General features: G+C 62.3%; 15 protein-coding genes and 1 riboswitch. Of the genes, 6 read left to right on the forward strand and 9 right to left on the reverse strand.

Annotation, left to right across the window (positions count from 1 at the left end; genetic code table 11):
* Nucleotides 1-15: 15 nt before the first annotated feature.
* The gene (locus GTP27_RS15920; RefSeq protein WP_371865940.1) at nucleotides 16-1,368 is read left to right on the forward strand and encodes an ATP-binding protein; all 1,353 of its coding nucleotides are present in this window, start codon (nucleotides 16-18) and stop codon (nucleotides 1,366-1,368) included.
* Entirely contained in the window at nucleotides 1,365-2,099 is a 735-nt protein-coding gene (locus tag GTP27_RS15925; protein ID WP_229634001.1) for a hypothetical protein, read from the forward strand. The genes GTP27_RS15920 and GTP27_RS15925 overlap by 4 nt, the downstream gene beginning before the upstream one ends.
* On the opposite strand, the gene GTP27_RS15930 is transcribed toward GTP27_RS15925, so the two are convergent.
* Entirely contained in the window at nucleotides 2,086-2,565 is a 480-nt protein-coding gene (locus GTP27_RS15930) for an Imm26 family immunity protein (RefSeq protein ID WP_161040160.1), read from the reverse strand. The genes GTP27_RS15925 and GTP27_RS15930 overlap by 14 nt on opposite strands.
* 240 nt (nucleotides 2,566-2,805) lie before the next feature.
* Between GTP27_RS15930 and GTP27_RS15935 the strand changes: the two genes are divergently transcribed.
* The 3 genes from GTP27_RS15935 to GTP27_RS15945 all read left to right on the forward strand — a co-directional run bounded on the left by GTP27_RS15935 (nucleotide 2,806) and on the right by GTP27_RS15945 (nucleotide 10,211).
* The gene (locus tag GTP27_RS15935) at nucleotides 2,806-3,381 is read left to right on the forward strand and encodes a DUF642 domain-containing protein (RefSeq protein WP_161040161.1); all 576 of its coding nucleotides are present in this window, start codon (nucleotides 2,806-2,808) and stop codon (nucleotides 3,379-3,381) included.
* A gap of 17 nt (nucleotides 3,382-3,398) precedes the next feature.
* On the forward strand, nucleotides 3,399-7,844 hold the full coding sequence (locus GTP27_RS15940) for a cadherin-like domain-containing protein (RefSeq protein ID WP_161040162.1): 4,446 nt from the start codon (nucleotides 3,399-3,401) through the stop codon (nucleotides 7,842-7,844).
* Nucleotides 7,845-7,910: 66 nt separating this feature from the next.
* Nucleotides 7,911-8,009, forward strand: a riboswitch (TPP riboswitch).
* Nucleotides 8,010-8,063: 54 nt separating this feature from the next.
* Nucleotides 8,064-10,211 carry a TonB-dependent siderophore receptor gene (locus GTP27_RS15945; RefSeq protein ID WP_161040163.1) on the forward strand — a complete coding sequence of 716 codons (2,148 nt, stop codon included), beginning with the start codon at nucleotides 8,064-8,066 and terminating at the stop codon, nucleotides 10,209-10,211.
* Here the strand turns inward: GTP27_RS15945 and GTP27_RS15950 are convergent.
* The 8 genes from GTP27_RS15950 to GTP27_RS15985 all read right to left on the reverse strand — a co-directional run bounded on the left by GTP27_RS15950 (nucleotide 10,208) and on the right by GTP27_RS15985 (nucleotide 23,542).
* Entirely contained in the window at nucleotides 10,208-10,927 is a 720-nt protein-coding gene (locus tag GTP27_RS15950) for a hypothetical protein (RefSeq protein ID WP_161040164.1), read from the reverse strand. The two genes, GTP27_RS15945 and GTP27_RS15950, sit on opposite strands and share 4 nt — an antisense overlap.
* Nucleotides 10,924-11,445, reverse strand: coding sequence for an AAA family ATPase (locus tag GTP27_RS15955; RefSeq protein WP_161040165.1), 522 nt, complete (start codon nucleotides 11,443-11,445; stop codon nucleotides 10,924-10,926). The genes GTP27_RS15950 and GTP27_RS15955 overlap by 4 nt, the downstream gene beginning before the upstream one ends.
* Nucleotides 11,442-12,083, reverse strand: a complete 642-nt coding sequence (gene pnuC / locus GTP27_RS15960; protein ID WP_371865937.1) for a nicotinamide riboside transporter PnuC — start codon at nucleotides 12,081-12,083, stop codon at nucleotides 11,442-11,444. Before pnuC ends, GTP27_RS15955 begins: the two co-directional genes overlap by 4 nt.
* Nucleotides 12,083-14,221 carry a S46 family peptidase gene (locus GTP27_RS15965; protein ID WP_161040166.1) on the reverse strand — a complete coding sequence of 713 codons (2,139 nt, stop codon included), beginning with the start codon at nucleotides 14,219-14,221 and terminating at the stop codon, nucleotides 12,083-12,085. Before GTP27_RS15965 ends, pnuC begins: the two co-directional genes overlap by 1 nt.
* 156 nt (nucleotides 14,222-14,377) lie before the next feature.
* Complete coding sequence (locus GTP27_RS15970) at nucleotides 14,378-15,802, reverse strand: efflux transporter outer membrane subunit (protein ID WP_229634003.1); 1,425 nt, start codon at nucleotides 15,800-15,802, stop codon at nucleotides 14,378-14,380.
* A gap of 8 nt (nucleotides 15,803-15,810) precedes the next feature.
* A complete protein-coding gene (locus GTP27_RS15975; protein WP_161040168.1) occupies nucleotides 15,811-19,095 on the reverse strand; it encodes an efflux RND transporter permease subunit in 3,285 nt (1,094 codons plus the stop codon).
* A complete protein-coding gene (locus GTP27_RS15980) occupies nucleotides 19,092-22,202 on the reverse strand; it encodes an efflux RND transporter permease subunit (protein WP_161040169.1) in 3,111 nt (1,036 codons plus the stop codon). The genes GTP27_RS15975 and GTP27_RS15980 overlap by 4 nt, the downstream gene beginning before the upstream one ends.
* Nucleotides 22,202-23,542 (reverse strand): efflux RND transporter periplasmic adaptor subunit, encoded by a 1,341-nt coding sequence (locus tag GTP27_RS15985; RefSeq protein ID WP_161040170.1) that lies wholly within the window; start codon nucleotides 23,540-23,542, stop codon nucleotides 22,202-22,204. Before GTP27_RS15985 ends, GTP27_RS15980 begins: the two co-directional genes overlap by 1 nt.
* A 248-nt stretch (nucleotides 23,543-23,790) precedes the next feature.
* Between GTP27_RS15985 and GTP27_RS15990 the strand changes: the two genes are divergently transcribed.
* Nucleotides 23,791-24,261 (forward strand): Spy/CpxP family protein refolding chaperone, encoded by a 471-nt coding sequence (locus GTP27_RS15990; protein WP_161040171.1) that lies wholly within the window; start codon nucleotides 23,791-23,793, stop codon nucleotides 24,259-24,261.
* Nucleotides 24,262-24,281 lie beyond the last annotated feature (20 nt).

Genomic DNA, 24,281 nt, shown 5'->3' on the forward strand with positions numbered 1-24,281 from the left:
CGCGCCAGTGTCATGATGTCGCGTTTTTCGCTCCGGCTGGCTAGCCTGAAAAGTGGCCTGTTCTGGCGCACCTTTTTCCTGCTGGGTGCCCTCACCACCCTGAGCATGACGGCCTGGGTCGGCATGATCAGCGTGGTGCAGCACGAGCCGCAGGTGCAGCAGATTTCCTCGCAGGTGATCTCGGTGGTCACCATCACCCACGCCGCCCTGACCCACTCGGCACCCGAATTGCGCCGCGAACTGCTGTTCGAACTGGTGGCCAACGAAGGCATCCGCGTGTTCGCGCTGGAGGACGACGACAAGGTCGAGCCGCCACCGGCCAATGCGCTGATGCCCGATATCGAAAAGCTGGTGCGCGCCAAGCTGGGGCCCGATACGCGCTTCTCCTCCAAGGTCAATGGCACGCCCGGCTTCTGGGTCAGCTTCAAGATCGACGACGACGCCTACTGGCTGATGCTGGAACGCGAACGCATACGCGGCCTGACGGGCATACAGTGGCTGGGCTGGGCCAGCGTGGTGTCGGTGGTATCGCTGATCGGTGCTGCCTTCATTTCCAGCCTGATCAACCTGCCGCTGCGCCGGCTGACGCAGGCCACGCGCGCTTTTGCACAAGGCAGGCGCCCTGCACCACTGCCGGAAAAAGGCCCCACCGAAATCATGCAGGCCAACCGCAGCTTCAACCAGATGGTGGTGCAGCTGCAGCAGGTGGAATCGGACCGCGCCGTCATTCTGGCGGGGATTTCGCACGATCTGCGCACGCCGCTGGCGCGCATGCAGCTGGAAGTGGAAATGGCCGATCTGTCGAAGGAGGCACGCGAAGGCATGCAGTCCGACATCGCCCAGATGGACGACATCATCGGCCAGTTCCTCGACTACGCCAAACCGACCGAAGCCTCGAGCTTCTCCAGCATCGACCTTTCGGCCCTGCTGGAAGAAACCGCGCATGAAGCGGAACGCCTGCCTGATGTACGCATCAGCACCGAAATTGCCGCAGGCGCCCACGCCATGGGCAACGCGACCGATATCAAGCGCGTCATCAATAATCTGATCGAGAACGCGCGCCGCTACGGCAAGACGCCGGGCAGCGACGTGACGGAGATCGATATCCGCTGCAGCATCAAGGGTAATCCTACTGCGCGCCGTGTGCTGATCGAAGTGCAGGACCACGGCAGCGGCGTACCGGACGAACAGATCGAACACTTGCTCAAGCCCTTCACCCGCCTCGATACGGCACGCGGACAGGCCAACGGTGCCGGCCTGGGACTGGCCATCGTGGAGCGCGTCATCCAGCGCCACGACGCCGAACTGCAGGTGCGTAACCGCGACGGCGGCGGCCTGCAGATCCAGATCAGCATGAAGGCGGTATGATGCTGCGCCCCCGCGCTGTGCCGGGCTGCGGCCTGACGCTCTGCCTGTCTGTCCTGCTGCTGGCCGGCAGCGCGGCACACGCGCGCGCTGACAGGGAAGCAGCTAATAAACTGCAGCAGCGCGAAGCCAGCGAAGCGGAACGCAGCAGTTTCGACGCATACTACCGCGCACTGGCGCTGAGCGAAGCGCATGGCGCGCGTCCTGTTGCTCCGCTGTTTGCGCCGGCGTTCGACATTACACGCCGGAGCAAACAGCCATGGCAGGTCATCGCCCGCGTCGACAGCGCACCGCGCCACTCGGCCGTGGACCTGTGCCGCCAGATCCGCTCCAGCTTCATCTATGACGCCAGCGCCAGAACAGGCACGCGCTGGCAGCCCGCCGCCCAGCCGCCTACATGGCATGTCTGGCTGGCCCGTCCCAACACTATCTGCAGCGCTGCACCTCACACCGTACTGATGGCGCCTGCCCTGCCGCCCGAAGACGTAGTGGCGCTGCTGCGCCAGCATGCCGAGCTGCTGCAACGTGCGCGCCTGCTACTGGCCGGAAATTCGCAATGCATACGCCAGCGCGCCCTGCCCTTCACGCTTGCCGCCATCGAGCCCGCAGCAGCGGCAGATGGCGCGACCAGAATGTTTGCCCTGTTGTTCGATAGCGATCGCGCCACGCGTGTGCGCGTGGCCGTGCGCAAGCATCGCGGCGAATACGCCGCGTGGAATGTCAGCTGCGACTAGGCGGGGTCTCGCCCAGCAGGCGGGTCAGCAGTAATTCCACCGATCCATAACCAAACAGCGAATCGGTCTCCAGCCCGGGGGTGTCGTAGGCCACCGCTTCTTCACGCTCGGCGCGGCTGGGATCGGCATCGGTATAACTGACCCGCCAGGCGCGCTGCAGCTTCTCGGCGCGGCGCAGAAATTGCGGCACCGGCCAGCGCGCCGCCTGCCAGTCGGGACTATCGCCCAGCACAGGCCAGTGCCCGCTGGCCAGTGCCATATCGCCTACCCGCAGTATCCGCAAGGCTTGCTGCGGCGTCAGACGTTCCAGCTGGTCAACCGGCAATAGCTGGCCCATGCGCGGACCGAATAAATAGGCCAGCATGATTTTGCTGGCAGGTGCCAGCCGCGCCACCAGCCCCCAGGCATAGCCGCCGTCGAGCAGCGGCACCGCAAACCAGCTCCCTTCACGATAGGATGGCTTCATTCCCGTCCCTTCCTTTTGCCTCCAGCGCCGTGATGCGCTGCTTCTTTTCCAGTGTACTGACACAGCTCGATATAAGGCGCACGCCAGTCCATCACTGCAGAGAATTACCTACAAGAATTACGTGGCATTTTTTTAACAATGCGCACGCCGCACTTAAAATCTGCTGAAAAAACTGGCAGAGAAGCGCAGAATACCCGCCACCAGTGTAATTTTTATAACAAATGTAAGGAGGGAAATTCAATGAAGCTCTTCCTGCAATACGTCGCCAGTGCCGTGCTCCTGTGCTGTATCGCCACCGCACAAGCCGCTCCCAGCATCAGCAATGGCGGCTTCGAGACCGGTGATTTCACAGGCTGGGTACTCACTGGTGATACCAGCGTGAACCTGGTCGCCAGCGACATGCCCTATGAAGGCAACTACGGCGCCATACTGGGCCAGAATGGCAGCGCAGCCGCGCTGAGCCAGACGCTGAACACCGAGACCGGCCACAGTTACCAGCTAACGTTCTGGCTCGCCAATCTGGGCGCCAGCGTGAACAACGCCGCCACCATCAGCTCCGTCGAGGTGCTGACGGATCAGCACAGCATCTGGCTGTTTCAGGACAAGACTGCCAGCGGCTACACCGCGTATTCCGTGCAATTTACCGCCACCCAGAACAGCACGCTGCTGGAGTTCCAGCTGCGCCACGATGAAAGCTTCTGGCTGTTCGATAACGTGAGCATCAGCGAAATCGTCCCCACCGTCCCCGAACCGGCCAGCTGGCTGATGCTGGGCGCCGGACTGGGCCTGCTGGCATACCAGCGTCAACGCCGCTAAGCGCACAGGAGTTCGCCATGTCTGTTTCCGTCATTGCGGGCGGCGTGCCGCCCGACCGTATTATCAGCCTGGGCAACGCCCCGGCCAGCCAGACCGGTGCCGGCGGCCAATGGGTCAATGCCTGGTCGTACAGCGGCGTCAGCGCCGTGCACAAAGCCGATGCCAGCAACGCCGCCGAAGTCTGGACTGCCCTCAAATATACCGACATGCTGAGCGCCACACTGGCCGGCGGCGACATCTACCGGGGCGATCTGGGCGTCAGCGGTACTTCGTCCGCCACCAGCAGCATCAGGCAGGAAGTGGACGGCCGCGAAGCGCTGCGCTTCAACCTGACGGAAGCGGCCAGAGCCGTCAATCTCAGTCTCGCCTCCTTTTTTGCCAATGACGATGGCAGCGGCTACGCCGAAGCCATGCGCATCAGACTGTATAACGCCCAAGGCAGTCTGGTCGGCGAACAATTTATTACCGCTAACAGCCTGAGCGGCAGTCAGCAGGTGCAGCTGGAAAGCGCACAGAACTTCAGCAGCGTCGAACTCAGCGCCGGCGCCCAGCGTAGCGATGGCAGTTTTGCCTTTGGCGGCTACAATCAGGCCGACGGCAGTTTCGGCACAGATAGCTACACCTCCGGCAGCAAACACGGTAGCGATTTTCTGCTGCATGCCATCAGTTTCACCCTGGCCCGCCCCCATGCCGCAGACGACAACTACACGCTGGACGAAGATGCAGGGCAACAGAGCTATGCCAGTGTGCTGAGCAATGATCAGGACCCGAATGGCCAGCCACTGGTGGCCCTACTGGATCAGGGCCCCGCGCACGGCACCCTGAGCCTGAATGCCGATGGCAGCTTTATCTACCGGCCCGATGCCGATTACAACGGCGCCGACAGTTTCAGCTACCACGCCAGCAACGGCAAGGATAATTCCGACATCGCCAGCGTCAACCTGACCATCAAAGCGGTCAACGATGCACCACTGGCGCTCAACGATCACGCCAGCACCGATGAAAACACCGTCGTTACAGGCAATGTCATCGATGGCAGCAGTGGCGGCAAGGATAGCGACAAAGATGGCGATGCGCTGGTGATCAGCAATCCCGGCAATTTCACCACCGCCCTGGGCGCCACCGTCACACTGAACGCCAACGGCGCCTTCAGCTACGACCCGCGCGCCTCGCAAACGCTGCAGGCCCTGAACAGCGGCGAGCAGCGCACCGACGGCTTCGACTACACGGTCAGCGACGGCCACGGCGGCACCAGCACGGCCCATGTCGATGTGGTGGTCAACGGGGTGAGCGATACCAGCCCCATCTCCCGCGGCATTATGCCCAGTGTCGAACCCGGCACCGAGCTGCATTACTACCTGCGCTATACCGATAGCACCGGCAAGACTAGCACGTGGATGACGCTTGATGACTTTTCCTTCGGCGCCAGCGCCGAAACGAGCGTGCTCAAAGGGAGCGGTGCAGCCGTCGGCAAGCCGGTGCCGGACGCAGTCGAACTGACGCTGGGCAGCGGCATCGCGCAGAGTGCCTTCATGACGAATATACTCAAGGGCACGTCTATGAACCGGGTAGAAATCGAAGCCTATGCAGGCGATCCAACCCTCAAAAACGTGGTGCAGGAGTTTAACTTCAGTTCGGTTTATGCGACGGGCGTCCAGACCAGCGCCGGCGGCGACGGCAATACCGGCAATCAGATAAGCTTCGTCTATAAAGCCGTCGATGAAGTGCTCACTCCCATCGATCAGAAAGGCGTACCGATTAGCAACGGCCTGCACTTCTCCTGGAATGTCAGCACCATGAACGACGTCCTGCCGGCCGGCGGTAATGTCGATCCCGGCGCCGATGCAGCCGGAAACCCGCTCGATCCGCAAATTTCCAGCGCTACCCCGCTCGACTATTTTATCCATGTGGATGGCGTCAGCGGCTGGGTGCCATTGAGCGGTTTCAGTTTCGGCGCCACGGCCGATTCCAGCTTCCTCAAAGGCACGGGTGCTTCGGTAGGCAGAGCCGTGCCCGATAGCGTCAAGCTCGATCTGGGCCAGAGCGCCGCGCTGATCAAACTGATGGACGATCTGCGCAACGGCACCAGCACCAAAGTGCAGATCGAGGCTTACACCCACGATTCAGCGTCCGGCAAACCCGCGCTGGTGGACGAATACTTCTTCAACACTGCTTTTACCAGCGCCGTCAACAACGACGCAGCAGCAGACAATAGCGTTGAACTGGTGTACCGCTCGTTCACCCATGCCCACGCCAGCATAGGCAATGATGGCCGCCTGACGCCTTACACCTCGACCGGCTTTGATTTCTCCAGCGCAGAGCTGGCGAGCGCCCCTGCCATAGTCGCCGAGGCATACAGCCAGCCAGCGCCCGCCAGCGTCGAGCCCGGCACCGAACTGCATTACTACCTGCGCTATACCGATAGCGCCGGCAAGACTAGCGCGTGGATGAAGCTCGATGACTTTTCCTTCGGCGCCAGCGCCGAAACGAGCGTGCTCAAAGGGAGCGGTGCGGCCGTCGGCAAGCCGGTGCCGGACGCCGTTGGGCTGACGCTGGGCAGCGGCGTCGCGCAGAGTGCCTTCATGACGAATATACTCAAGGGCACGTCTATGAACCGGGTAGAAATCGAAGCCTATGCAGGCGACCCGGCCCTCAAGAACGTGGTGCAGGAGTTCAACTTCAGTTCGGTTTATGCGACCGGCGTGCAGACCAGCGCCGGCAGCGACGGCAATACCGGCAATCAGATAAGCTTCGTCTATAAAGCCGTCGATGAAGTGCTCACTCCCATCGATCAGAAAGGCGTACCGATTAGCAACGGCCTGCACTTCTCCTGGAATGTCAGCACCATGAACGACGTCCTGCCGGCCGGCGGCAGCGTCGATCCCGGCGCCGATGCAGCCGGAAACCCGCTCGATCCGCAAATTTCCAGCGCTACCGCGCTCGACTATTTTATCCATGTGGACGGGGTCAACGGCTGGGTACCGCTGAGCGGTTTCAGTTTCGGCGCCACGGCCGATTCCAGCTTCCTCAAAGGCACGGGTGCTTCGGTAGGCAGAGCCGTGCCCGATAGCGTCAAGCTCGATCTGGGCCAGAGCGCCGCGCTGATCAAACTGATGGACGATCTGCGCAACGGCACCAGCACCAAAGTGCAGATCGAGGCTTACACCCACGATTCTGCGTCCGGCAAACCCGCGCTGGTGGACGAATACTTCTTCAACACTGCTTTTACCAGCGCCGTCAACAACGACGCGGCAGCAGACAATAGCGTTGAACTGGTGTACCGCTCGTTCACCCATGCCCACGCCAGCATAGGCAACGATGGCCGCCTGACGCCTTACACCTCGACCGGCTTTGATTTTTCCAGCGCAGAGCTGGCGAGCGCCCCTGCCATAGTCGCCGAGGCATACAGCCAGCCAGCGCCCGCCAGCGTCGAGCCCGGCACCGAACTGCATTACTACCTGCGCTATACCGATAGCACCGGCAAGGCGAGCGCGTGGATGACGCTCGATGATTTTTCCTTCGGCGCCAGCGCCGAAACGAGCGTGCTCAAAGGGAGCGGTGCAGCCGTCGGCAAGCCGGTGCCGGATGCCGTCGGACTGACGCTGGGCAGCGGCGTCGCGCAGAGTGCCTTCATGACGAATATACTCAAGGGCACGTCTATGAACCGGGTAGAAATCGAAGTCTATGCAGGCGATCCAACCCTCAAAAACGTGGTGCAGGAGTTTAACTTCAGTTCGGTTTATGCGACGGGCGTCCAGACCAGCGCCGGCAGCGACGGCAGTACCGGCAATCAGATAAGCTTCGTCTATAAAGCCGTCGATGAAGTGCTCACACCCATCGATCAGAAAGGCGTACCGATTAGCAACGGCCTGCACTTCTCCTGGAATGTCAGCACCATGAACGACGCCCTGCCGGCCGGCGGCAGCGTCGATCCCGGCGCCGATGCAGCCGGAAACCCGCTCGATCCGCAAATTTCCAGCGCTACCCCGCTCGACTATTTTATCCACGTGGACGGGGTCAACGGCTGGGTACCGCTGAGCGGTTTCAGTTTCGGCGCCACGGCCGATTCCAGCTTCCTCAAAGGCACGGGTGCTTCGGTAGGCAGAGCCGTGCCCGATAGCGTCAAGCTCGAACTGGGCCAGAGCGCCGCGCTGATCAAACTGATGGACGATCTGCGCAACGGCACCAGCACCAAAGTGCAGATCGAGGCTTACACCCACGATTCAGCGTCCGGCAAACCCGCGCTGGTGGACGAATACTTCTTCAACACTGCTTTTACCAGCGCCGTCGATAACGACGCGGCAGCAGACAATAGCGTTGAACTGGTGTACCGCTCGTTCACCCATGCCCACGCCAGCATAGGCAACGATGGCCGCCTGACGCCTTACACCTCGACCGGCTTTGATTTCTCCAGCGCCAGCATCATCGGCGCCCCCAAACCCATAGCGGAGGTGTTTGGCTAGCGCCGGCTGCGCCCCCCCGCACCGCACCATGAAATGCGGGGTGGCGTGCGATCTATGTTACACTCTCGCTTTCGCTAGGGGTCCTGGGCCGTTGTGTCCGGGTGAGAGATACCCTTCGTACCTGATCTGGATAATGCCAGCGAAGGAAAGCGCAAAGTAGTTCTCCCTTCTTTGATGGCTCTCCCGCACGGCACCCAGCCGAACATGTAGAGAGTCCCTATGACCACCGCCAAATTTACCGCCAGCCCGCTCGCCCTCGCGATCGCCCTTGCCTTTCCTGTCAGCGCACTCGCCGACAGCGCCGAACACAGCATGCCCGAAGTACTGGTGACCGCCAGCAAAGCCCAGCTCAACCGTGCCAGCGTGGCCGGCTTCAGCGACTCGCCGCTGCTGGAAACCCCGGCCAGCGTCAGCGTCATCAGCGCCCAGCAGATGCAGGATCTGCAAATCCACTCCACCACCGACGCGGCCCGCTACGACGCCAGCCTGAGCGACGCCTACAATGCGGTCGGCTATTCCGAGCAGTTCTCGATCCGCGGCTTCAAGCTCGATAACGCCACCAGCTACCGCAAGGACGGCATGGCGATACCGGGCGATACCCAGATCCCGCTGGAGAACAAGGAGCGCATCGAAGTGCTGAAAGGCCTGTCCGGCCTGCAGGCAGGCGTTTCCGCGCCGGGCGGCATGATCAACTACGTCACCAAACGCCCGACAGAACAGACGCTGCGCACCGTGCTGCTGGAAGAACGCGAGCGCGGCAACCTGTACGGTGCGGTGGATCTGGGCGGCCGTTTCGACGATACGCGCTTCGGCTACCGTGTCAATCTGGCCGCAGAACGCCTGCGTTCCTACATCAAGGGCGCGGACGGTAACCGCAAGTTTGCCAGTGCTGCCTTCGACTGGAAAATCTCGCCGCAAGCCCTGCTGCAGATCGATGGCGACATCCAGAAGAAAGCGCAAGTAACGGCACCGGGCTTCCAGCTGCTCAACAACACCACCCTGCCGGTAGTGGCGGCCGACACCATGCTGAACAACCAGCCATGGAGCCGTCCGGTGGAAACCACCAGCAGCAATCTGGGCGCGCGCTTTGCCTACAGCTTCTCGCCCGAGTGGAACGCCAGCATCAGCGCCAACCAGCACCAGTTCAAGCGCGATGACTACACGGCCTTCCCTTATGGCTGCGGCGCGCAGGGCCTGTACCCCGGCTACTGCGGCAATGGCGATTTCGACGTGTACGACTACAAGAGTCTGGGCGAGAAAAAATCGCCGCTGGCCGTGCAGGCTTTGCTGCAGGGCCGCTTCGTCAGCGCCGGCATCGGGCACGCGATCACCTTCGGCGCCTCGCTGGCACGCAACAGCGAAAAATGGGGCGACTACCTGTACACGCAAGCAGGCGTGGACGGTACCGGCTACAGCAATATCTACCACCCTATCGTGGTAGCACCGGCACAAGGCAGCAGCGGCCCCGTATCGGAACGCCGCCATACGCTGGACCGCGCCGTGTTCGCGCAGGACGTGGCCAGCATTACCGAGCAGCTCAAGCTGCACGCGGGTGCACGCTACGTGCAGATCAAGCGCGACGAATATGTCGGCGCTGACGACCAGGGTGTCGCCATCCAGTACGCCCACACCGATACCGGCTACTGGCTGCCCAATGTGTCGCTGGTGTACGCCCTGCGCAGCAATGTATCGGTCTACAGCTCGCTGGCACAGGGTCTGGAATACGGCGGCGTCGCGCCGCTGGGCACCAGCAATCAGGGCCGCGCGCTGGCGCCGAATAAATCGAAACAGGTGGAAGTAGGCGTAAAAGCCGACGTGCATCCCGACCTGAACGCCACGCTGGCGTTGTTCCAGATCCGCAAAGGGCTGGAGTACACCTCGGCGCAGAACGAGTACGTGCGCAATGGCGAAGCCCAGAACCGCGGTCTGGAGATGGCGCTCAATGGCCGTGTCAGCCGCGCCTTGAACGTCGGCGTCAGCGCCACCGCCCTCAACACCCAGCAGCACGACACGGGTCTAGCCAGCCTCGATGGCAAGCGCGTCACCAACGTAGCGGCCTTCAAATCTAGCGCCTATGCCGACTACGCCGTGCCGCAAGTATCCGGACTGTCGCTGAGCGCCAACTGGCAATACTCGGGCAAGAAAGCCTTCGACATCGAGAACAAGGTGTTCGTACCGTCCTACCACGTGCTTAATCTGGGTGGCGCTTATGCCACCCGTCTGGGCAACACGCCGGTAACGCTGCGCGCCAGTGTCGACAACGCGCTGGACAAGTTCTACTGGCGCGACGTAACCCCTGATCTGGGCGGCTACCTGATGCCGGGCGCCAGCCGCACGCTGCGCGTATCGGCCCAGTTCGACCTTTAAAACAGGACCTGCACGCGCAGCGTCACACTCTTGGCTGCGCGTGCCGAATTGCGTCCTATCAGATAGGCAAATTCGTATTTCACTTCCTGCTGGCCGATATCGCGGTGTCCGTACACCATCGGCCCGGCACGGTGCGACTGCTGCCGGTAAGGCAGCCAGTCATTCCACTTCCCCACTTCGCCAAACGCCTGCAAGCCCGGCTGCAGCCATGGCAGCCAGTTGTGCTTGACCTGTAGCTGATAGGTTAGCGTGGTCGACGTTGCAGCCGGCTGGTTCAGATGCAGATCACGCTGGAAAAACAGGTTGGCATTGAACTGGGTGCGGCCATATTCGGTCTGCAGCACGGGGCCCCATTCGATGCTGTAGCCATCGTCGCTGTTGCGGGCGCGCGCCACGCGGGTGTGCAGCGCCAGATCGACATCGTACTGCCCCTGCGTCAGCAGAAAGTCATTCTGCCAGTCGGTCTGCACCCACTGTCCGGCACCGCCATTGAGCTTGATCCACTTGGCATACACCTCGGTGTACCAGCGCGAAGTGACGCCGTAGCCTATGCCGACTTCCGGCGCAGCCACGGTACGGCCTTTGTAGTGGGCATTCCAGTATTTGAAATCGATCGAGGCCTGATGCTCGACGTCGTAGGTAGAAACCAGGTAATAGCCGGTATCCGCCAGTGCTAGCGGCGATACGAACGTCAATATCACCGCCAGCCGCTTCATAGATGCCGCTCCACCTGAGATAGTCGTTCGCCGGGTTCCCCCGACACCAGTATGTAGGGTATCGCACGGGCAGCCAGTTCGTCCAGCAGCATGCGGTTGATGGTCACGCTCACCGTTTCGCATTCGCGCATCAGGCCATCGGCCACCCACGGAATATCAGCTGCCGTCACCAGCGTCAGGTCGTAATCCTGCTGGTGGCTGGCGGCCAGCGCGGCCAGCGGTGCGTCCACTGCACCAAAATAGTGACGGCTGTAGATGGCCGTCATCAGCGGCGTAGTGTCGCAAAAAAGATACTTGCTGGCGCGCGCTGCTGCCAGCTCCTCGCGCGCACGCTGGGTACTGGCGATATGGAACTGGTCTTCGGAACGGGGCACCCTGCCCTGCACATCGACAAACTCGCGCAGATATTCGGGCACCCACAGGGTCTGATAGTGCTCGGCCAGCGCCGCCGCCAGCGTGGATTTGCCGGAGGATGCTGCGCCCAGTATGGCTATGCGCAGCGGTGTGGCCGGCCTCATTCCAGCGCCATGCGGCCGCTGGCCGGTACGTCGCCGCGCCATGCGCGCAAGCCCATCACCGCCATGCCGACGAATACGGCATACAGGATGGCCGTCAGCACCAGATGCTTGTGCAGGTACAGCGCCACATACAGCACATCGACGATGATCCACACATGCCAGTTCTCGATCCTCTTACGCGATAGCAGCAGCTGGCCAACCAGACTGCCAGCGGTGAGGAAACCATCCGAATTGGGCACATCGGTATCCGTGTACGATTTGAGGAACCACGCCAGCACGGCAAAGCCGCCCAGCCATGCTGCGGCGGCGATATAGCGGCCACGCTTGCCCAGCTCCGTCACCGGCAGGCGCTCGTGGCTATCGTCGCCGTGCAGCCACTGGTACCAGCCGTACACCGACACGCTGATAAACACCAGCTGCAAGCCCATGTCGCCGTACAGGCGCGAGCCGAAGAACACCAGCCCGTAGGTGGCAGAAGAGATGATGGCAAACAGCCAGCCCCAGTGGGACTGGCGGATGTTGAACCACACCGTCGCCACCGAGAGCAGGAAGGACAGCAGCTCCAGCGGAGTCGTCGCCAGCCCTGCCAGTTTCCATGGCATATAGGCGTAGGCCAGCAGGGCAGCGAGCAGTTCCATTACTTCCTGGCCGGATATTTGATGGTCATTTCCTTGAGCACGTTGTCAGCGTGATCGACTTCGCTCATCACCCACAGCATATAGCGGATATCCAGATGGATGGCGCGCGTAATGGCCGTGTCGAAATACCAGTCCTTGGTAATCGATTCATAGGTCGAATCGAAATTCAGGCCTACCAGCTCGCCCTTGCGGTTCATCACAGCCGAACCGGAATTGCCGCCGGTAGTATCGGCACTGGTGAGGAAATCGACCGGCACGGTACCCAGCACCGTATCCTTGAACTGGCCATAGCGCTTGGCCTTGATGGCGTCCAGCAGCTTCTGCGGCGCGTTGAACGGATCTTTGCCCGTATGCTTCTCGACGATGCCTTCCACCGTGGTGAACGGGCCTTTGGTAATGCCGTCTTTCGGCGAGTATGGCGACACCGTGCCGTAGGTGACGCGCAGGGTGGAATTCGCGTCAGGATAGACCGGCTTGCCCTGCGACTTCTTCCATGCGATCACGGCCTGCATGTATTGCGGGATGACCCGTTCCAGATTGCCATCGAGTTCCTTGCGGCGCTCTTTCAGCGACTGGGTCACGTCATCGAGCTTGATGGCCAGCTGTACGAAGGCGTCGTCCGAGGCAGCGAAGGCTGCGCCATCCTTGCCCACCAGCGCCAGACGCTTGGCGGTGTCGCCCAGTTCGGTGCGGGTGTACAGCGCTGGTACCGCGTCCACGGCTGGCAGCAGGCTATCCAGATCGGTCACGTGCATGGACTTCGGCAGTTTGGCATAGCGCTGCAGGGCTGCCACAAAGCGGGCCTGATCCACGCTGGCGACAAACGACTGTTCCAGACGGTTCAGACGGGCTTTGATGAAGCTCAGATCGCGCTGCTGGTAGCCCGATTCGCGCTCGGCGTCCGGCTTGGCGCTTTCGCGCGCCAGACGGTTGAGCGTGATGGCGCTCTTGAGCAGGTCCGAGGTGGTGGCCACGCTGTAGCCGAATTCTTCGTCGCTTAGCGCCAGATCGGCAGCGATCACGCTATCGAGTTCGGCCAGCAGGGTTTTCGACATGTTAGGTTGCTTGCCATACCATGCGCGGAACTCGGCATCCTGCACATCCTTGATGGCAGCAATGTCCTTGCGGGCGAAGCCGTCGAGCAGCCCCTGGGTCTTCTTCATGACGTTGTTCATGCTCTTGTCGACGCTGGCGTAGCGCACAGCGGCAGCAGGATTGCCCTTGGTGGCGGCTGCGATCACGTCCAGATCGGCCTGTATCTCGGCCACGCGGGCCGGATAGGCAGCATCACGCGCTGCGCGGATTTCCGACGGCAGCTTGTAGCGGCTGGTGCGGCCCGGATAGCCGGCCAGCAGCACCGGATCGCCGTTCTTCAGACCTTCGGCCGACACCACCAGAAAATCTTTCGAGTGATATGGCACATTGTCCGGCGACGGATCGGCCGGACGGCCATCCTTGCCCACGTAGGCGCGCAGGAAGGAGTAATCACCACCCTGACGTGGCCATTCGTAGTTATCGATATCGCCGCCGAAGTTGCCGATCATGTCGGCCGGCGCGTACACCAGACGCACATCGCGTATCATCATCTGGCGGATGCGGTAGTACTCGAGGCCACGGTGGAAGGCCGGCACCGAACAGCGATAGAATTTATCGCTTTCGCATTCGGCGATCAGGGCCTTGATGGCTTTTTCCACGGTTTCGTGGCGCTGCTTGCCCGACATGCCGGGCTTGACGTCTTTCAGCACGCGATCGGTGACGTTTTCCACCTTATCCGTCACATACACCAGCGTGTTCGGGCCTCCCGGCAGTTCTTCCGCACGGGTCTTGGCTAAAAAGCCATCGACAATGTAATTGTGTTCGGGCGTGGCGTTGCGCTGGATGGCACCATAGGCGCAGTGGTGATTGGTCACCACCAGACCTGCATCGGACACGAACGATGCCGAGCAGCCGCCCAGCGACACGATGGCGCTCATCGGATGCTTGGACAGATCGGCCAGTTTTTCGGCCGGGATGGTAATGCCCACGCGTTTCAATTCGGACTTCAACTGTGGCAGTTGGTAGGGTTGCCACTGGCCTTCGTCGGCCTGTGCCGCAAATGCGCTTAGCAGTGCAGCGGGTAATAGTAGATGTTTTAACAAGATTTATACCCCGGTTTGAGTTCTGGCGGGAGTATATTCCTTCTGGCACCGAATGAGTGGTCTTTTTAGGGCTGCAAGACCTGATTTCCCGCTGTTTTGAAGAGGCCAGCCCGCTGCCGCAGCAGGCCGGAAATTCCGCTCTGTCGCGGTTCTGGACTATGGCGCCGGTACGTGCCAGCCGCCGCCCAGCGACTGAATCAGGGCGATGGCCGTGGTCTGGCGATCCGCCTGCGCCTGCACCAGCGCGCGGCGCGCCGTCAGCGCCGTATTCTGCGCCGTCACTACGTCACTGTAGCTGACCTGCCCCGCGCGATAGCGGTTCAGCATTTGCGCCTCCACCTGATCGGCTGCAGCCGATGCCTGCTTGCGCAAGTCCTGCTGCTGCGCCAGCACGCGGGTAGCAGCCAGCTGGTTCTCCACATCGGCAAACGCCGCCAGCACGCTCTGGCGATACTGGGCGATGGCAGCATCGCGCTGGGCTTCCGCTCCGGCCACGCGCTCCCGCGTGGCACCGGCATCGAACAGCGTCTGCGCAGCCGACAGCCCCAGCGACCACAGATTATTGGACGCATTGAACAGTCCCGCCGAACTGGCCGCCGCGTAGCCATAACTGCCCGTCAGATTGAGCGACGGGAAATAGGCGCTGCGGGCGATGCCGATCTGGGCGTTGGCCGCCGCCACCCGGCGCTCCGCCGCTGCGATATCGGGGCGCCGCTGCAGCAGCGTGGACGGCACGCCTGCTGGCACATCCGGCACCACCACCTTCCACTCGGCCACCGGCAGGCTGAAATCACTGGCGGCCTTGCCCAGCAAAACTGCCATGGCATGTTCCAGCGTGGCGCGCTGGCGCGTCAGAGTCAGCTGGTCGATGCGGGCATTGGCCAGCTGGGTTTCCGCCTGCAACAGATCGGAGCGCGCTGCCAGCCCCGCATCGAAGCGGTTCTGGGTGATCTGCAGCACCCGTGCGTAGCCTTCTACCGTAGCGTCCAGCAGCGCCTTCTGGGCATCGGTCTGGCGCAGCGAGAAATAGTTGGTGGCCAGCTCGCCCTGTGCTGACAGGCGCGCGGCAGCCAGTTCGGCTGCGCTGATCTGCAGGCTGGCCTGCGCATTGTCCACGCCCGCGCCCAGTTTGCCCCAGATATCCGGTTCCCAGCTGGCGCCTATGCTGGCACGGTACTGGTTAGCCGTGGGCGTCTTGTCGCCACCGCCGGAGCGGGTATCGCTGGCCGACAGGGTCACGCTGGGGAACAGGCTGGCACGCTGCTGCTGCACCAGCGCGCGCGCCTGCGCATAATTAGCCACCGCCGCTGCCACATTCTGGTTGGAGACTTCGATGCTCGCGGCCAGCTGGTCCAGCACCGGATCACCAAATAGCTGCCACCATGGGCCGCGCTCCAGCATATCGGCCGGTGCTGCCTCGCTCCAGCCGGCAGCGGCTTTATCGGCCGCGCTGGCGGTTTCCTTGTAGGCCGCCGGCTGCGGGGTACTGGCGGCGTGGTAGGCCGGCGTCACGGCGCAACCGCTGGCCAGCAAAGCGGCCAGCACGGCCAGCGTCATCGAAGAAAAACGGTTTGGAGACATAGTTAGGCTCATGGTGTGCCCGGCGCCGCATCATGCAGGCGGCTCAGGTGTTGTTCGGACGGGCTGCGGCGGCGCAGCTTATCCATCAGGAGATAGACCACGGGTGTGGTCAGCAGAGTCAGTATCTGGCTGGCGATCAGCCCACCGATAATCGCCACGCCCAGCGGCTGGCGCAGCTCGGAGCCTTCGCCAAAGCCGATGGCCAGCGGCAGCGCACCGAGTGCGGCAGCCAGCGTCGTCATCAGAATAGGACGGAAGCGCAGCACACAGGCTTCGCGCACCGCTGCACGCGGCGTCAGGCCACGCGAGCGCTCGGCTTCAAGCGCAAAATCGATGATCAGAATGGCGTTCTTCTTGACGATACCGATCAGCAGGAAGATGCCGATCAGCGAAATCGTCGAGAACTCCATTTTAAAAATCAGCAGCGCCAGCACGGCGCCCACGCCTGCCGATGGCAAGGTGGTCAGCACCGTCACGGGATGCACCAGACTCTCGTAGAGTATGCCCAGCACGATGTAGATCACGACCACGGCGGCAAGTATTAGCAATGGCAGGGACTTGTTACTGTCCTGCGCCGCCTTGGCCGAACCCTGGAAGCTGCCGCGCACATTGTTCGGCATGCCGATTTCCGCTTCCGCATCCTTGATCTGCGCCGCCGCATCGGACAGGCTTTTGCCCGCCTGCAGATTGAAGGCAATGGTGGTAGCCAGTTCGCCGTCCTGATGGTTGACGGCGGTAGCGGTCGAACCTTCGACAAAGGTGGCAATGGCCGACAGCGGCACCATGGTAGTGGCCTTGGTGCTGAGCGCAGAGCCGGATGAAGCGTCCTTGACCGCCGGAGCCGCTACATTGGCCGGCGTGGTGCTAGCTGTAGTGGTGGTTTTGCCGCCAGCGCTGGTGGTTACCGTCTGCGCCACCGGCGCGCCGTTAGGATTGCTGGCGCTCGGCGCGGGCAGACCTTTGGATGGTACATACACATCTTTCAGCGCTTCCGGACTTCTGGCGTATTCGCGCGGCACTTCCATGATGACGTGATACTGGTTCAGCTCACTGTAGATAGTGGCCACCTGACGCTGGCCGAAGCTGTTGTACAGGGCATTGTCGATATCTCTGGCAGACAGGCCCAGACGCGAGGCACTGGCCTTGTCGATACTGACAAAAGTCTCCACGCCATTTTCCGCCTGATCGGTATCCACATCGGTCAGCGCGGGCTGGGTTTTCATGGCCTCGGCCAGGCGGCTGGCCCATTTTTTCAGGTCGGCCTGATTATCGCTCTTCAGCGTGTACTGGTAATTGGCGTTGGCCTGCCGCCCGCCTGCGCGCAGATCCTGCACTGGACTGAGGAACAGGCTCACGCCCGTCACCTTGGCCAGCTTGGGACGCAGGCGGGCAATCACGGCCTGCCCGGCCACCGTGCGCTGGTTGGCCGGCTTGAGGTTGATGAACATGAAACCGCCACCGGCACGCCGTCCGCCCGTAAAGCCCACCACTGTGGCGACATCCGGATCGTCCTTAATGATGTTGACCAGCTGCTTGAGCTTACCCTGCATGGCCTGGAAGGAAATGCTCTGGTCGGCACGGATGCCGCCGCTGATCTGCCCCGTGTCCTGCTGCGGGAAGCCGCCTTTGGGGATGGCGGCAAACAGGTAGAAGTTCAGGCCGATCACGAACACCAGACTCAGCATCACCAGCCACACGCTGGACAGCGCCCAGTCCAGACTATGTTCGTAGCCTTTCAGGACGGCGTTAAAGCCCCGTTCGAAGAAGCGCGCTATCGGCCCCGGCGGACCGGCGTGGGTATGACCCGGCTTGAGCAGCCATGCGCACATCATCGGCGTGGTGGTCAGCGACACCACCAGCGAAATCATCACTGCCGCCGACAGCGTAATGGCAAACTCCTTGAACAGTGCGCCGAACTGGCCGCCCATGAACAGCAGCGGAATGAACACGGCGATCAGCGACAGACTGATGGAGAGCACGGTAAAGCCCACTTCGCGCGCCCCCAGCAGCGCGGCCTTGAAACGGTCCATGCCTGCTTCGATATGGCGCGTGGTATTTTCCAGCACCACGATGGCATCGTCGACCACGAAGCCGGTGGCCACCGTCAGCGCCATCAGCGACAGATTATTCAGGCTGAAACCCAGCAGATACATCACGCCGAACGTCCCCAGCAGCGACACCACGGTCGCCACCGCAGGCACGATGGTAGCGCGCAGGCTGCGCAGGAACACGCTCACCACGAACACCACCAGCAGCACCGAGATCACCAGCGTGATTTCGATCTCGTGCAGCGAGGAACGGATCGAATTGGTGCTGTCGGATGCCACCTCGATCTTCACGTCCGAGGGCAGTTGTGCCTGCAACAGCGGCAACTGCGCGCGCACGCTGTCGACCGTCTCGATCACATTGGCGCCAGCCTGCGAACGCAGAATCACCACAATCGCCGGCTGGCCGTTGAACAGGCCCAGATTGTTCTGGTCTTCCACGCCATCGACGACTTCCGCCACATCCTGCAGGCGGATCGCCGTGTCATTGCGCCAGCCCACCACCAGATTGCGGTAATCGGCCGCGCTGCGGCCGCCGGTGGCATGGGCGGACTCGGTATAGATCTGCAAACGGCGGCCATTTCCCTGCAGGGCGCCGCGCGGACGATTGGCGTTGGTGGCCTGTATCGCTGCCCGCACGTCTTCCATCGACAGGCCGTAGCGGTTCAGTGCATACGGGTTCAGCTCCACCCGCACGGCCGGCAGAGAACTGCCGCCCAGTTCCACGTCGCCCACCCCGGTCACTTGCGACAGGCGCTGCAGCACGGTATTGGAAACGGCGTCGAATATCTGGCCTGGCGTCTTGGTTCTGGAAGTCAGCGCCAGTATCATCACCGGCATGCCGGAAGTATTGGCCTTGCGATAGGTAGGGTTGCTGCGCAGGGTGGCGGGCAGATCGACACGGCTGGCATTGATCGCGGCCTGCACCTCGCGCGCCACCGCGTCCACATTGCGGTTCAGGTCAAACTGCAGGGTGACGCTGGACGATCCCGTATTCGATTGCGAGGTCATTTCGTTGACGCCGGCGATCACGCCCAGATGCCGCTCCAGCGGCGTCGATACGCTGGACGCCATGGTGGCCGGACTGGCGCCGGGCAGATTGGCATTCACCGAAATCACGGGGAAGTCCACCTGCGGCAGCGGCGCTACCGGCAGCACGAAGAAAGCACCTATGCCCGCCAGCGCCAGCCCGCAGGTCAGCAGAACGGTGGCAATCGGCCGTTTGACGAAAGGCGAGGACAGATTCACGACGCACCACCTTCAGGCAAGACTGCCTTGCCGCGGCCAAAGCGGCGCGCCAGACTGTCGAAGCCCAGATAGATCACCGGCGTGGTAAACAGGGTCAGCAACTGGCTCACGATCAGGCCACCGAAGATGGCCAGACCCAGCGGACGGCGCAGTTCGGCGCCCTCGCCCCAGCCCAGCATCAGCGGCACGGCAGCAAACAGCGCGGCCAGCGTGGTCATCAGAATCGGCCGGAAACGCAGCAGCGCCGCCTGATGAATGGCAGCGCGTGGGGCCTTGCCCTCCTCGCGCTCGGCCTCGATGGCAAAGTCTATCATCATGATGGCGTTCTTCTTGACGATACCGATCAGGAGAATAATGCCGATGATGCCGATGACACCGAGATCCTGTCCGCTCACCAGCAGCGCCAGTAGCGCGCCCACACCGGCCGACGGCAGGGTCGACAGGATGGTCAGCGGATGGATATAGCTCTCGTACAGTACACCGAGCACGATGTACACGCACACCACGGCAGCCAGAATCAGCCACAGCTGGTTGGACAGCGAAGCCTGATAGGCACCGGACGCGCCGAGGAAGGTCAGCGTGACGGATGGCGGGAAGCCGATTTCGCGCGCGGCCTGACGGATGCTGTCCACCGCCGTGCCCAGCGACACCCCGGCTGCCGTATCGAAGCCCAGCGTAGTGGCCGGATACTGCGCCACGTGGGTTACCTGCAGCGGGGCCGCACGTTCGCTGATGGTGGCTACCGCCGACAGCGGCGTCGCTTTGCCGGAGCCGGTGCGCACTTGCAGATTGCCCAGATCGGCCGGCGTGGCAATGTCGTCGCGCCGTGCTTCCAGAATCACGCGATACTGGTTGGTTTCCGTGAATATGGTGGAGACGATGCGCTGGCCGAAGGCGCTGTACAGCGCATCATCGATCGAAGCCGCCGTGATCGACATGCGCGAAGCACTATCGCGGTCCACGGTAACGTAGGCCGCATTGGCACTGGCGCCCACGTCCGACACCACATTGCGCAGTTCCGCCTTGGTACGCATCTGCTCTGCCAGTCTGATGGCCCACTGGTTCACGCTGGCGTTGTCGGCCCCTTCCACCGACACGCGGAACTGGGTCGGCCCGGTTTCCGCATCGATGGTCAGGTCCTGCGTCGGCTGCAGATACAGGGTCAGGCCCGGTATCTGCGCGATGCGCTGGCGCAGCCTGTCCATGGTCTGCTGCTGGTGGCCGCTGCGTTCGTGCTTCAGATTGATCAGCATGCTGCCCGTATGCAGCATGGTGTTATTCGCCGCATCCACCCCTACCACGGAGCTGAGCGTGGCCACATCCGGATCTTCCAGTATCAGCCGCGCAGCCTGCTGCTGCAGCTCGGCCATGCGGGCATAGGAAACCGCCTTGCCCGTTTCCAGCCGCGCCTGCAACTGGCCCGTATCCTGCGTAGGGAACAGCCCTTTCGGGATCACCACATACAGCAGCACCGTCAGCATCAGCGTGCCCAATGCCACCAGCAGGGTCAGGCTGCTGTGGTCGAGCACCCAGACCAGCGCGCGGTCGTAATGGGCGATCACGTCGTCGAAGAACTGCTGGAAGCGCTGCGCAAAGCGGTTAGGGGTTTCTTCTGCATGGTTTTTCAGCCAGCGTGCCGACATCATCGGCACCAGCGTCAGCGACACCAGCGCCGAAATCAGGATGGTGATGGCCAGCGAAATGGCGAACTCGCGGAACAGCCGCCCCACCACATCGCCCATGAACAGCAGCGGGATCAGCACGGCAATCAGCGAAACGGTCAGCGAAATGATGGTAAAGCCGATCTGCGCCGCACCCTTGAGCGCTGCGGCCATGGGCGTCTCGCCTTCTTCGATGTAGCGCGAGATATTCTCGATCATCACGATGGCGTCATCGACCACAAAGCCGGTAGCGATGGTCAGCGCCATCAGCGACAGATTATTCAGGCTATACCCCAGCAGATACATGATGCCGCAGGTGCCGATCAGCGAAATCGGCACGGACAGGCTGGCGATCACCGTCGCCCGCAGGCTATGCAGGAAGGCGAAGATCACCAGCACCACCAGCACCACCGCCAGCAGCAGTTCCTGCTCCACATGCTCGACCGAAGCGCGGATGCCGGTGGTACGGTCGCTCAGCACCTCCACCTTCATGGCCGCGGGCAGCCCGGCCTGCAGTTCCGGCAGGCGCGCCTTGATGGCATCTACCGTCGCAATCACGTTAGCACCGGGCTGGCGCTGCACATTCAGGATAATCGCCTGGCGCAAGGTCTGACCATTGCCTGACCAAGCGCCCAGCTCCACGTTTTCCGCGCTGTCCTTCACTGTCGCCACATCGTTCAGACGCACCGGCGCGCCGTTCTTGTAGGCGAGAATCAGCTCCTTGTAGTCCCTCGCCGTCACCAGCTGGTCGTTGGCGTTGATGCTGTAGGCACGGGTCGGGCCGTCGAAGCTGCCTTTGGCGCCATTGGCATTGGCCGCCGTAATCGCCGTGCGCAAGGTATCGAGCCCTAAGCCGTAAGATGCCAGCGCATTGGTATCGGCCTGTATGCGCACAGCCGGACGCTGGCCACCGCTCAGGGTGACCAGCCCCACGCCGGAAACCTGCGAGATTTTCAGCGCCAGCCGGGTATTGACCACATTCTGCACTTCCGTCAGCGGCATGGTGTCCGAGGTAATGGCCAGCGTCAGCACCGGCGCATCGGCCGGATTGACCTTGGCATACACTGGCGGCGCCGGCAGATCGGTCGGCAGCAGCGAAGCGGCAGCGTTGATCGCGGCCTGCACTTCCTGCTCGGCCACATCCAGCGTCTGGCCCAGCCCGAACTGCAGCGTGACAATGGAAACACCGGCTGCACTGGTAGAACTCATGCGCTGCAGTCCGGCCATCTGGCCGAACTGGCGTTCCAGCGGCGCCGTCACGGTCTGGCCCATCACTTCGGGACTACCGCCCGGATACAGCGTCTGTACCTGTATGGTGGGGAAATCCACCTGCGGCAGCGCCGACAGGGGCAGGAATTTAAACCCGACAAAGCCAGCCAGCACAATGGCCAGCATCAGTAGCGAAGTCGCTACCGGTCGTTTGATAAAGGGAGCGGACGGACTCATTATTGTGCTGCGCCCTGATCTTTACGATGCCGGCGCTCGCCCTGCCCCGATGCTGCCTCCGCGCCTGCGGCCGCGCTGGCGCTGGCAGCGTGTCCACCTGCGCTGCCACGCTGGCCACCGCCACCGGGCAGCGTGACTTTGGCCCCCTCCTTCAGACGGTCGGCGCCTTCGGTAATCACCTGTTCGCCCGCCTGCAGGCCGCTGGCGATCTGCACCTTCTCGGCAGTGGAGTGGCCACGCGTGATAGGCCGCACCGTCACGGTCTTGTCGGCTTTGAGTACATACACGAAATCGCCGTTCGTGCCATGGCGCACCGCCGTCACCGGCACCATCACGGCATCCTTGATAGTGCGCAGCTCCAAGCGCAGATTAACGAACTGGCTAGGGAATAGCGCCGACTTGGTATTGGCAAAGCGCGCCTTGGCCTTCACCGTACCGGTCTGCACATCAACCTGATTATCCATGGCCGAGAACTTGCCGTTTTCGAGCACATTGGTGCGGGTGCGGTCGAGCGCCACGGCAGCCAGACTGGCGCCGCTGTTCACCTGCTGCATCAGGGCCGGCACGCTATCCTGCGGTACGGAGAATTCCACGTCGATAGGCGAGAGCTGGGTAATCACGGCGATGCCGCCCGCATCGCTAGCGCCCACCAGATTGCCCACATCGACTACGCGCAGGCCAACCCGCCCCGTAATCGGCGCCACCACCTTGGTGTAGCCCAGATTCAGACGCGCCGTACCTTCCTGCGCGCGGTCCGTCATGACCGTGCCTTCCAGCTGCTTGACCAGCGCCGCCTGCGTATCCACATCCTGCCGTGCGATCGAGTCCTGTCCCAGCAGGGTGCGGTAGCGGTTCAGCGTCAGCCTAGCGTTTTCCAGCTGGGCCTCGTCACGCTGACGCTGGCCGGAAGCCTGCAGCAAAGCCATATCGAACTGGCGCGGATCGATCTGCGCCAGCACCTGCCCTGCTTTCACCATCTGGCCTTCCTTGAACAGCACTTGCTGCAGTATGCCGGAGACCTGTGCCCGCACGGTGGTAGTGGCGGCGGCCGTTACCGTGCCCAGCGCTTCCAGCGTCACCGGCAGATCGGCCTGCTCTGCCGTCGCCACGCCTACCGTGGTGACCGAGCCACGCCGCCCGCCGCCGGGGCCACTGGCCCCTGCAGGACCGCCCGGCACCGCCGCACCGGGCGCACCGGCCGGTGCGGCCGCCGGCTGATGAGTCAGATACCACGCCAGCCCGCCCAGCCCTGCCATGGCAGCGACAGCGATGACACTGCCCAGCAGGCGCGAACGGCGCGCTGGTGTTTCCTGAGTTACGGTCTTGTTCTGGGTATCCATTGATGTCCTTGATTGGCGTGCGTGACCATGGCAAAGCCGCCATGGCGATCGATGCGAGGACTCTAGCACAGCAAAATTCCTCTGTGTGACAGCATGCCCCTGCCGATACAAACTCGCTACAAATCAAGGACTTTGCTCACAATTTCCAACCACTGCTTTACATATCTTTACCATTCCGACATGCCCGATACACACAGGCGGCGCACACTGTTCCTGTCGTTTCCCGATTACCCGAATGAGGAGAGAACATGAGTATCTTTAACCGCCAGACCATTGCCGCCTTCCTGCTGGGGACTACCCTGACCGTCGGCCTGGGCGCTTTTGCTGTCGAACGCCACATGGGCGGCCACGGACCGGCCATGGCCGCCGGCGACCACATGGAGCGCATGCTCAAGCATCTGTATGTGGAAGCGGACGCCACCGACGCGCAGAAAGCCAAGATCGATCCGCTGGTGAAAGCCGCCATGGACGACCTGAAGCCCATGCACGAGCAGCTGTTCCAGATCCATAAACAGGTCACCAGCCTGCTGGCCGCCCCTACCATCAACCGCGCCGAGCTGGAAAAAGCCCGCGCCAGCGGCATTGCGCTGGCCGACAAGGCATCGGTACGGGTGGTCAAGCTGCTGGCCGATATCGGCGACAATCTGACGCCAGCCCAGCGTCAGAAACTGGCCGAGCGTCTGGACAAGATGCACGAGCGCCGTCATCACGGCGGCTAAGCCGGCCTGCCTTGCCGCCC

Origin of the sequence: Duganella qianjiadongensis, from assembly GCF_009857915.1 — a bacterium.
Classification (GTDB): Bacteria; Pseudomonadota; Gammaproteobacteria; order Burkholderiales; family Burkholderiaceae_D; genus Rugamonas; species Rugamonas qianjiadongensis.

Excerpts from the sequence above, each read along its gene's own strand:
- GTP27_RS15920 (WP_371865940.1), top strand. The coding sequence starts at position 16 with ATGTCGCGTTTTTCGCTCCGGCTGGCTAGCCTGAAAAGTGGCCTGTTC.
- GTP27_RS15925 (WP_229634001.1), top strand. The coding sequence starts at position 1,365 with ATGATGCTGCGCCCCCGCGCTGTGCCGGGCTGCGGCCTGACGCTCTGC.
- GTP27_RS15930 (WP_161040160.1), bottom strand. The coding sequence starts at position 2,565 with ATGAAGCCATCCTATCGTGAAGGGAGCTGGTTTGCGGTGCCGCTGCTC.
- GTP27_RS15935 (WP_161040161.1), top strand. The coding sequence starts at position 2,806 with ATGAAGCTCTTCCTGCAATACGTCGCCAGTGCCGTGCTCCTGTGCTGT.
- GTP27_RS15940 (WP_161040162.1), top strand. The coding sequence starts at position 3,399 with ATGTCTGTTTCCGTCATTGCGGGCGGCGTGCCGCCCGACCGTATTATC.
- GTP27_RS15945 (WP_161040163.1), top strand. The coding sequence starts at position 8,064 with ATGACCACCGCCAAATTTACCGCCAGCCCGCTCGCCCTCGCGATCGCC.
- GTP27_RS15950 (WP_161040164.1), bottom strand. The coding sequence starts at position 10,927 with ATGAAGCGGCTGGCGGTGATATTGACGTTCGTATCGCCGCTAGCACTG.
- GTP27_RS15955 (WP_161040165.1), bottom strand. The coding sequence starts at position 11,445 with ATGAGGCCGGCCACACCGCTGCGCATAGCCATACTGGGCGCAGCATCC.
- pnuC (WP_371865937.1), bottom strand. The coding sequence starts at position 12,083 with ATGGAACTGCTCGCTGCCCTGCTGGCCTACGCCTATATGCCATGGAAA.
- GTP27_RS15970 (WP_229634003.1), bottom strand. The coding sequence starts at position 15,802 with ATGTCTCCAAACCGTTTTTCTTCGATGACGCTGGCCGTGCTGGCCGCT.
- GTP27_RS15980 (WP_161040169.1), bottom strand. The coding sequence starts at position 22,202 with ATGAGTCCGTCCGCTCCCTTTATCAAACGACCGGTAGCGACTTCGCTA.
- GTP27_RS15985 (WP_161040170.1), bottom strand. The coding sequence starts at position 23,542 with ATGGATACCCAGAACAAGACCGTAACTCAGGAAACACCAGCGCGCCGT.
- GTP27_RS15990 (WP_161040171.1), top strand. The coding sequence starts at position 23,791 with ATGAGTATCTTTAACCGCCAGACCATTGCCGCCTTCCTGCTGGGGACT.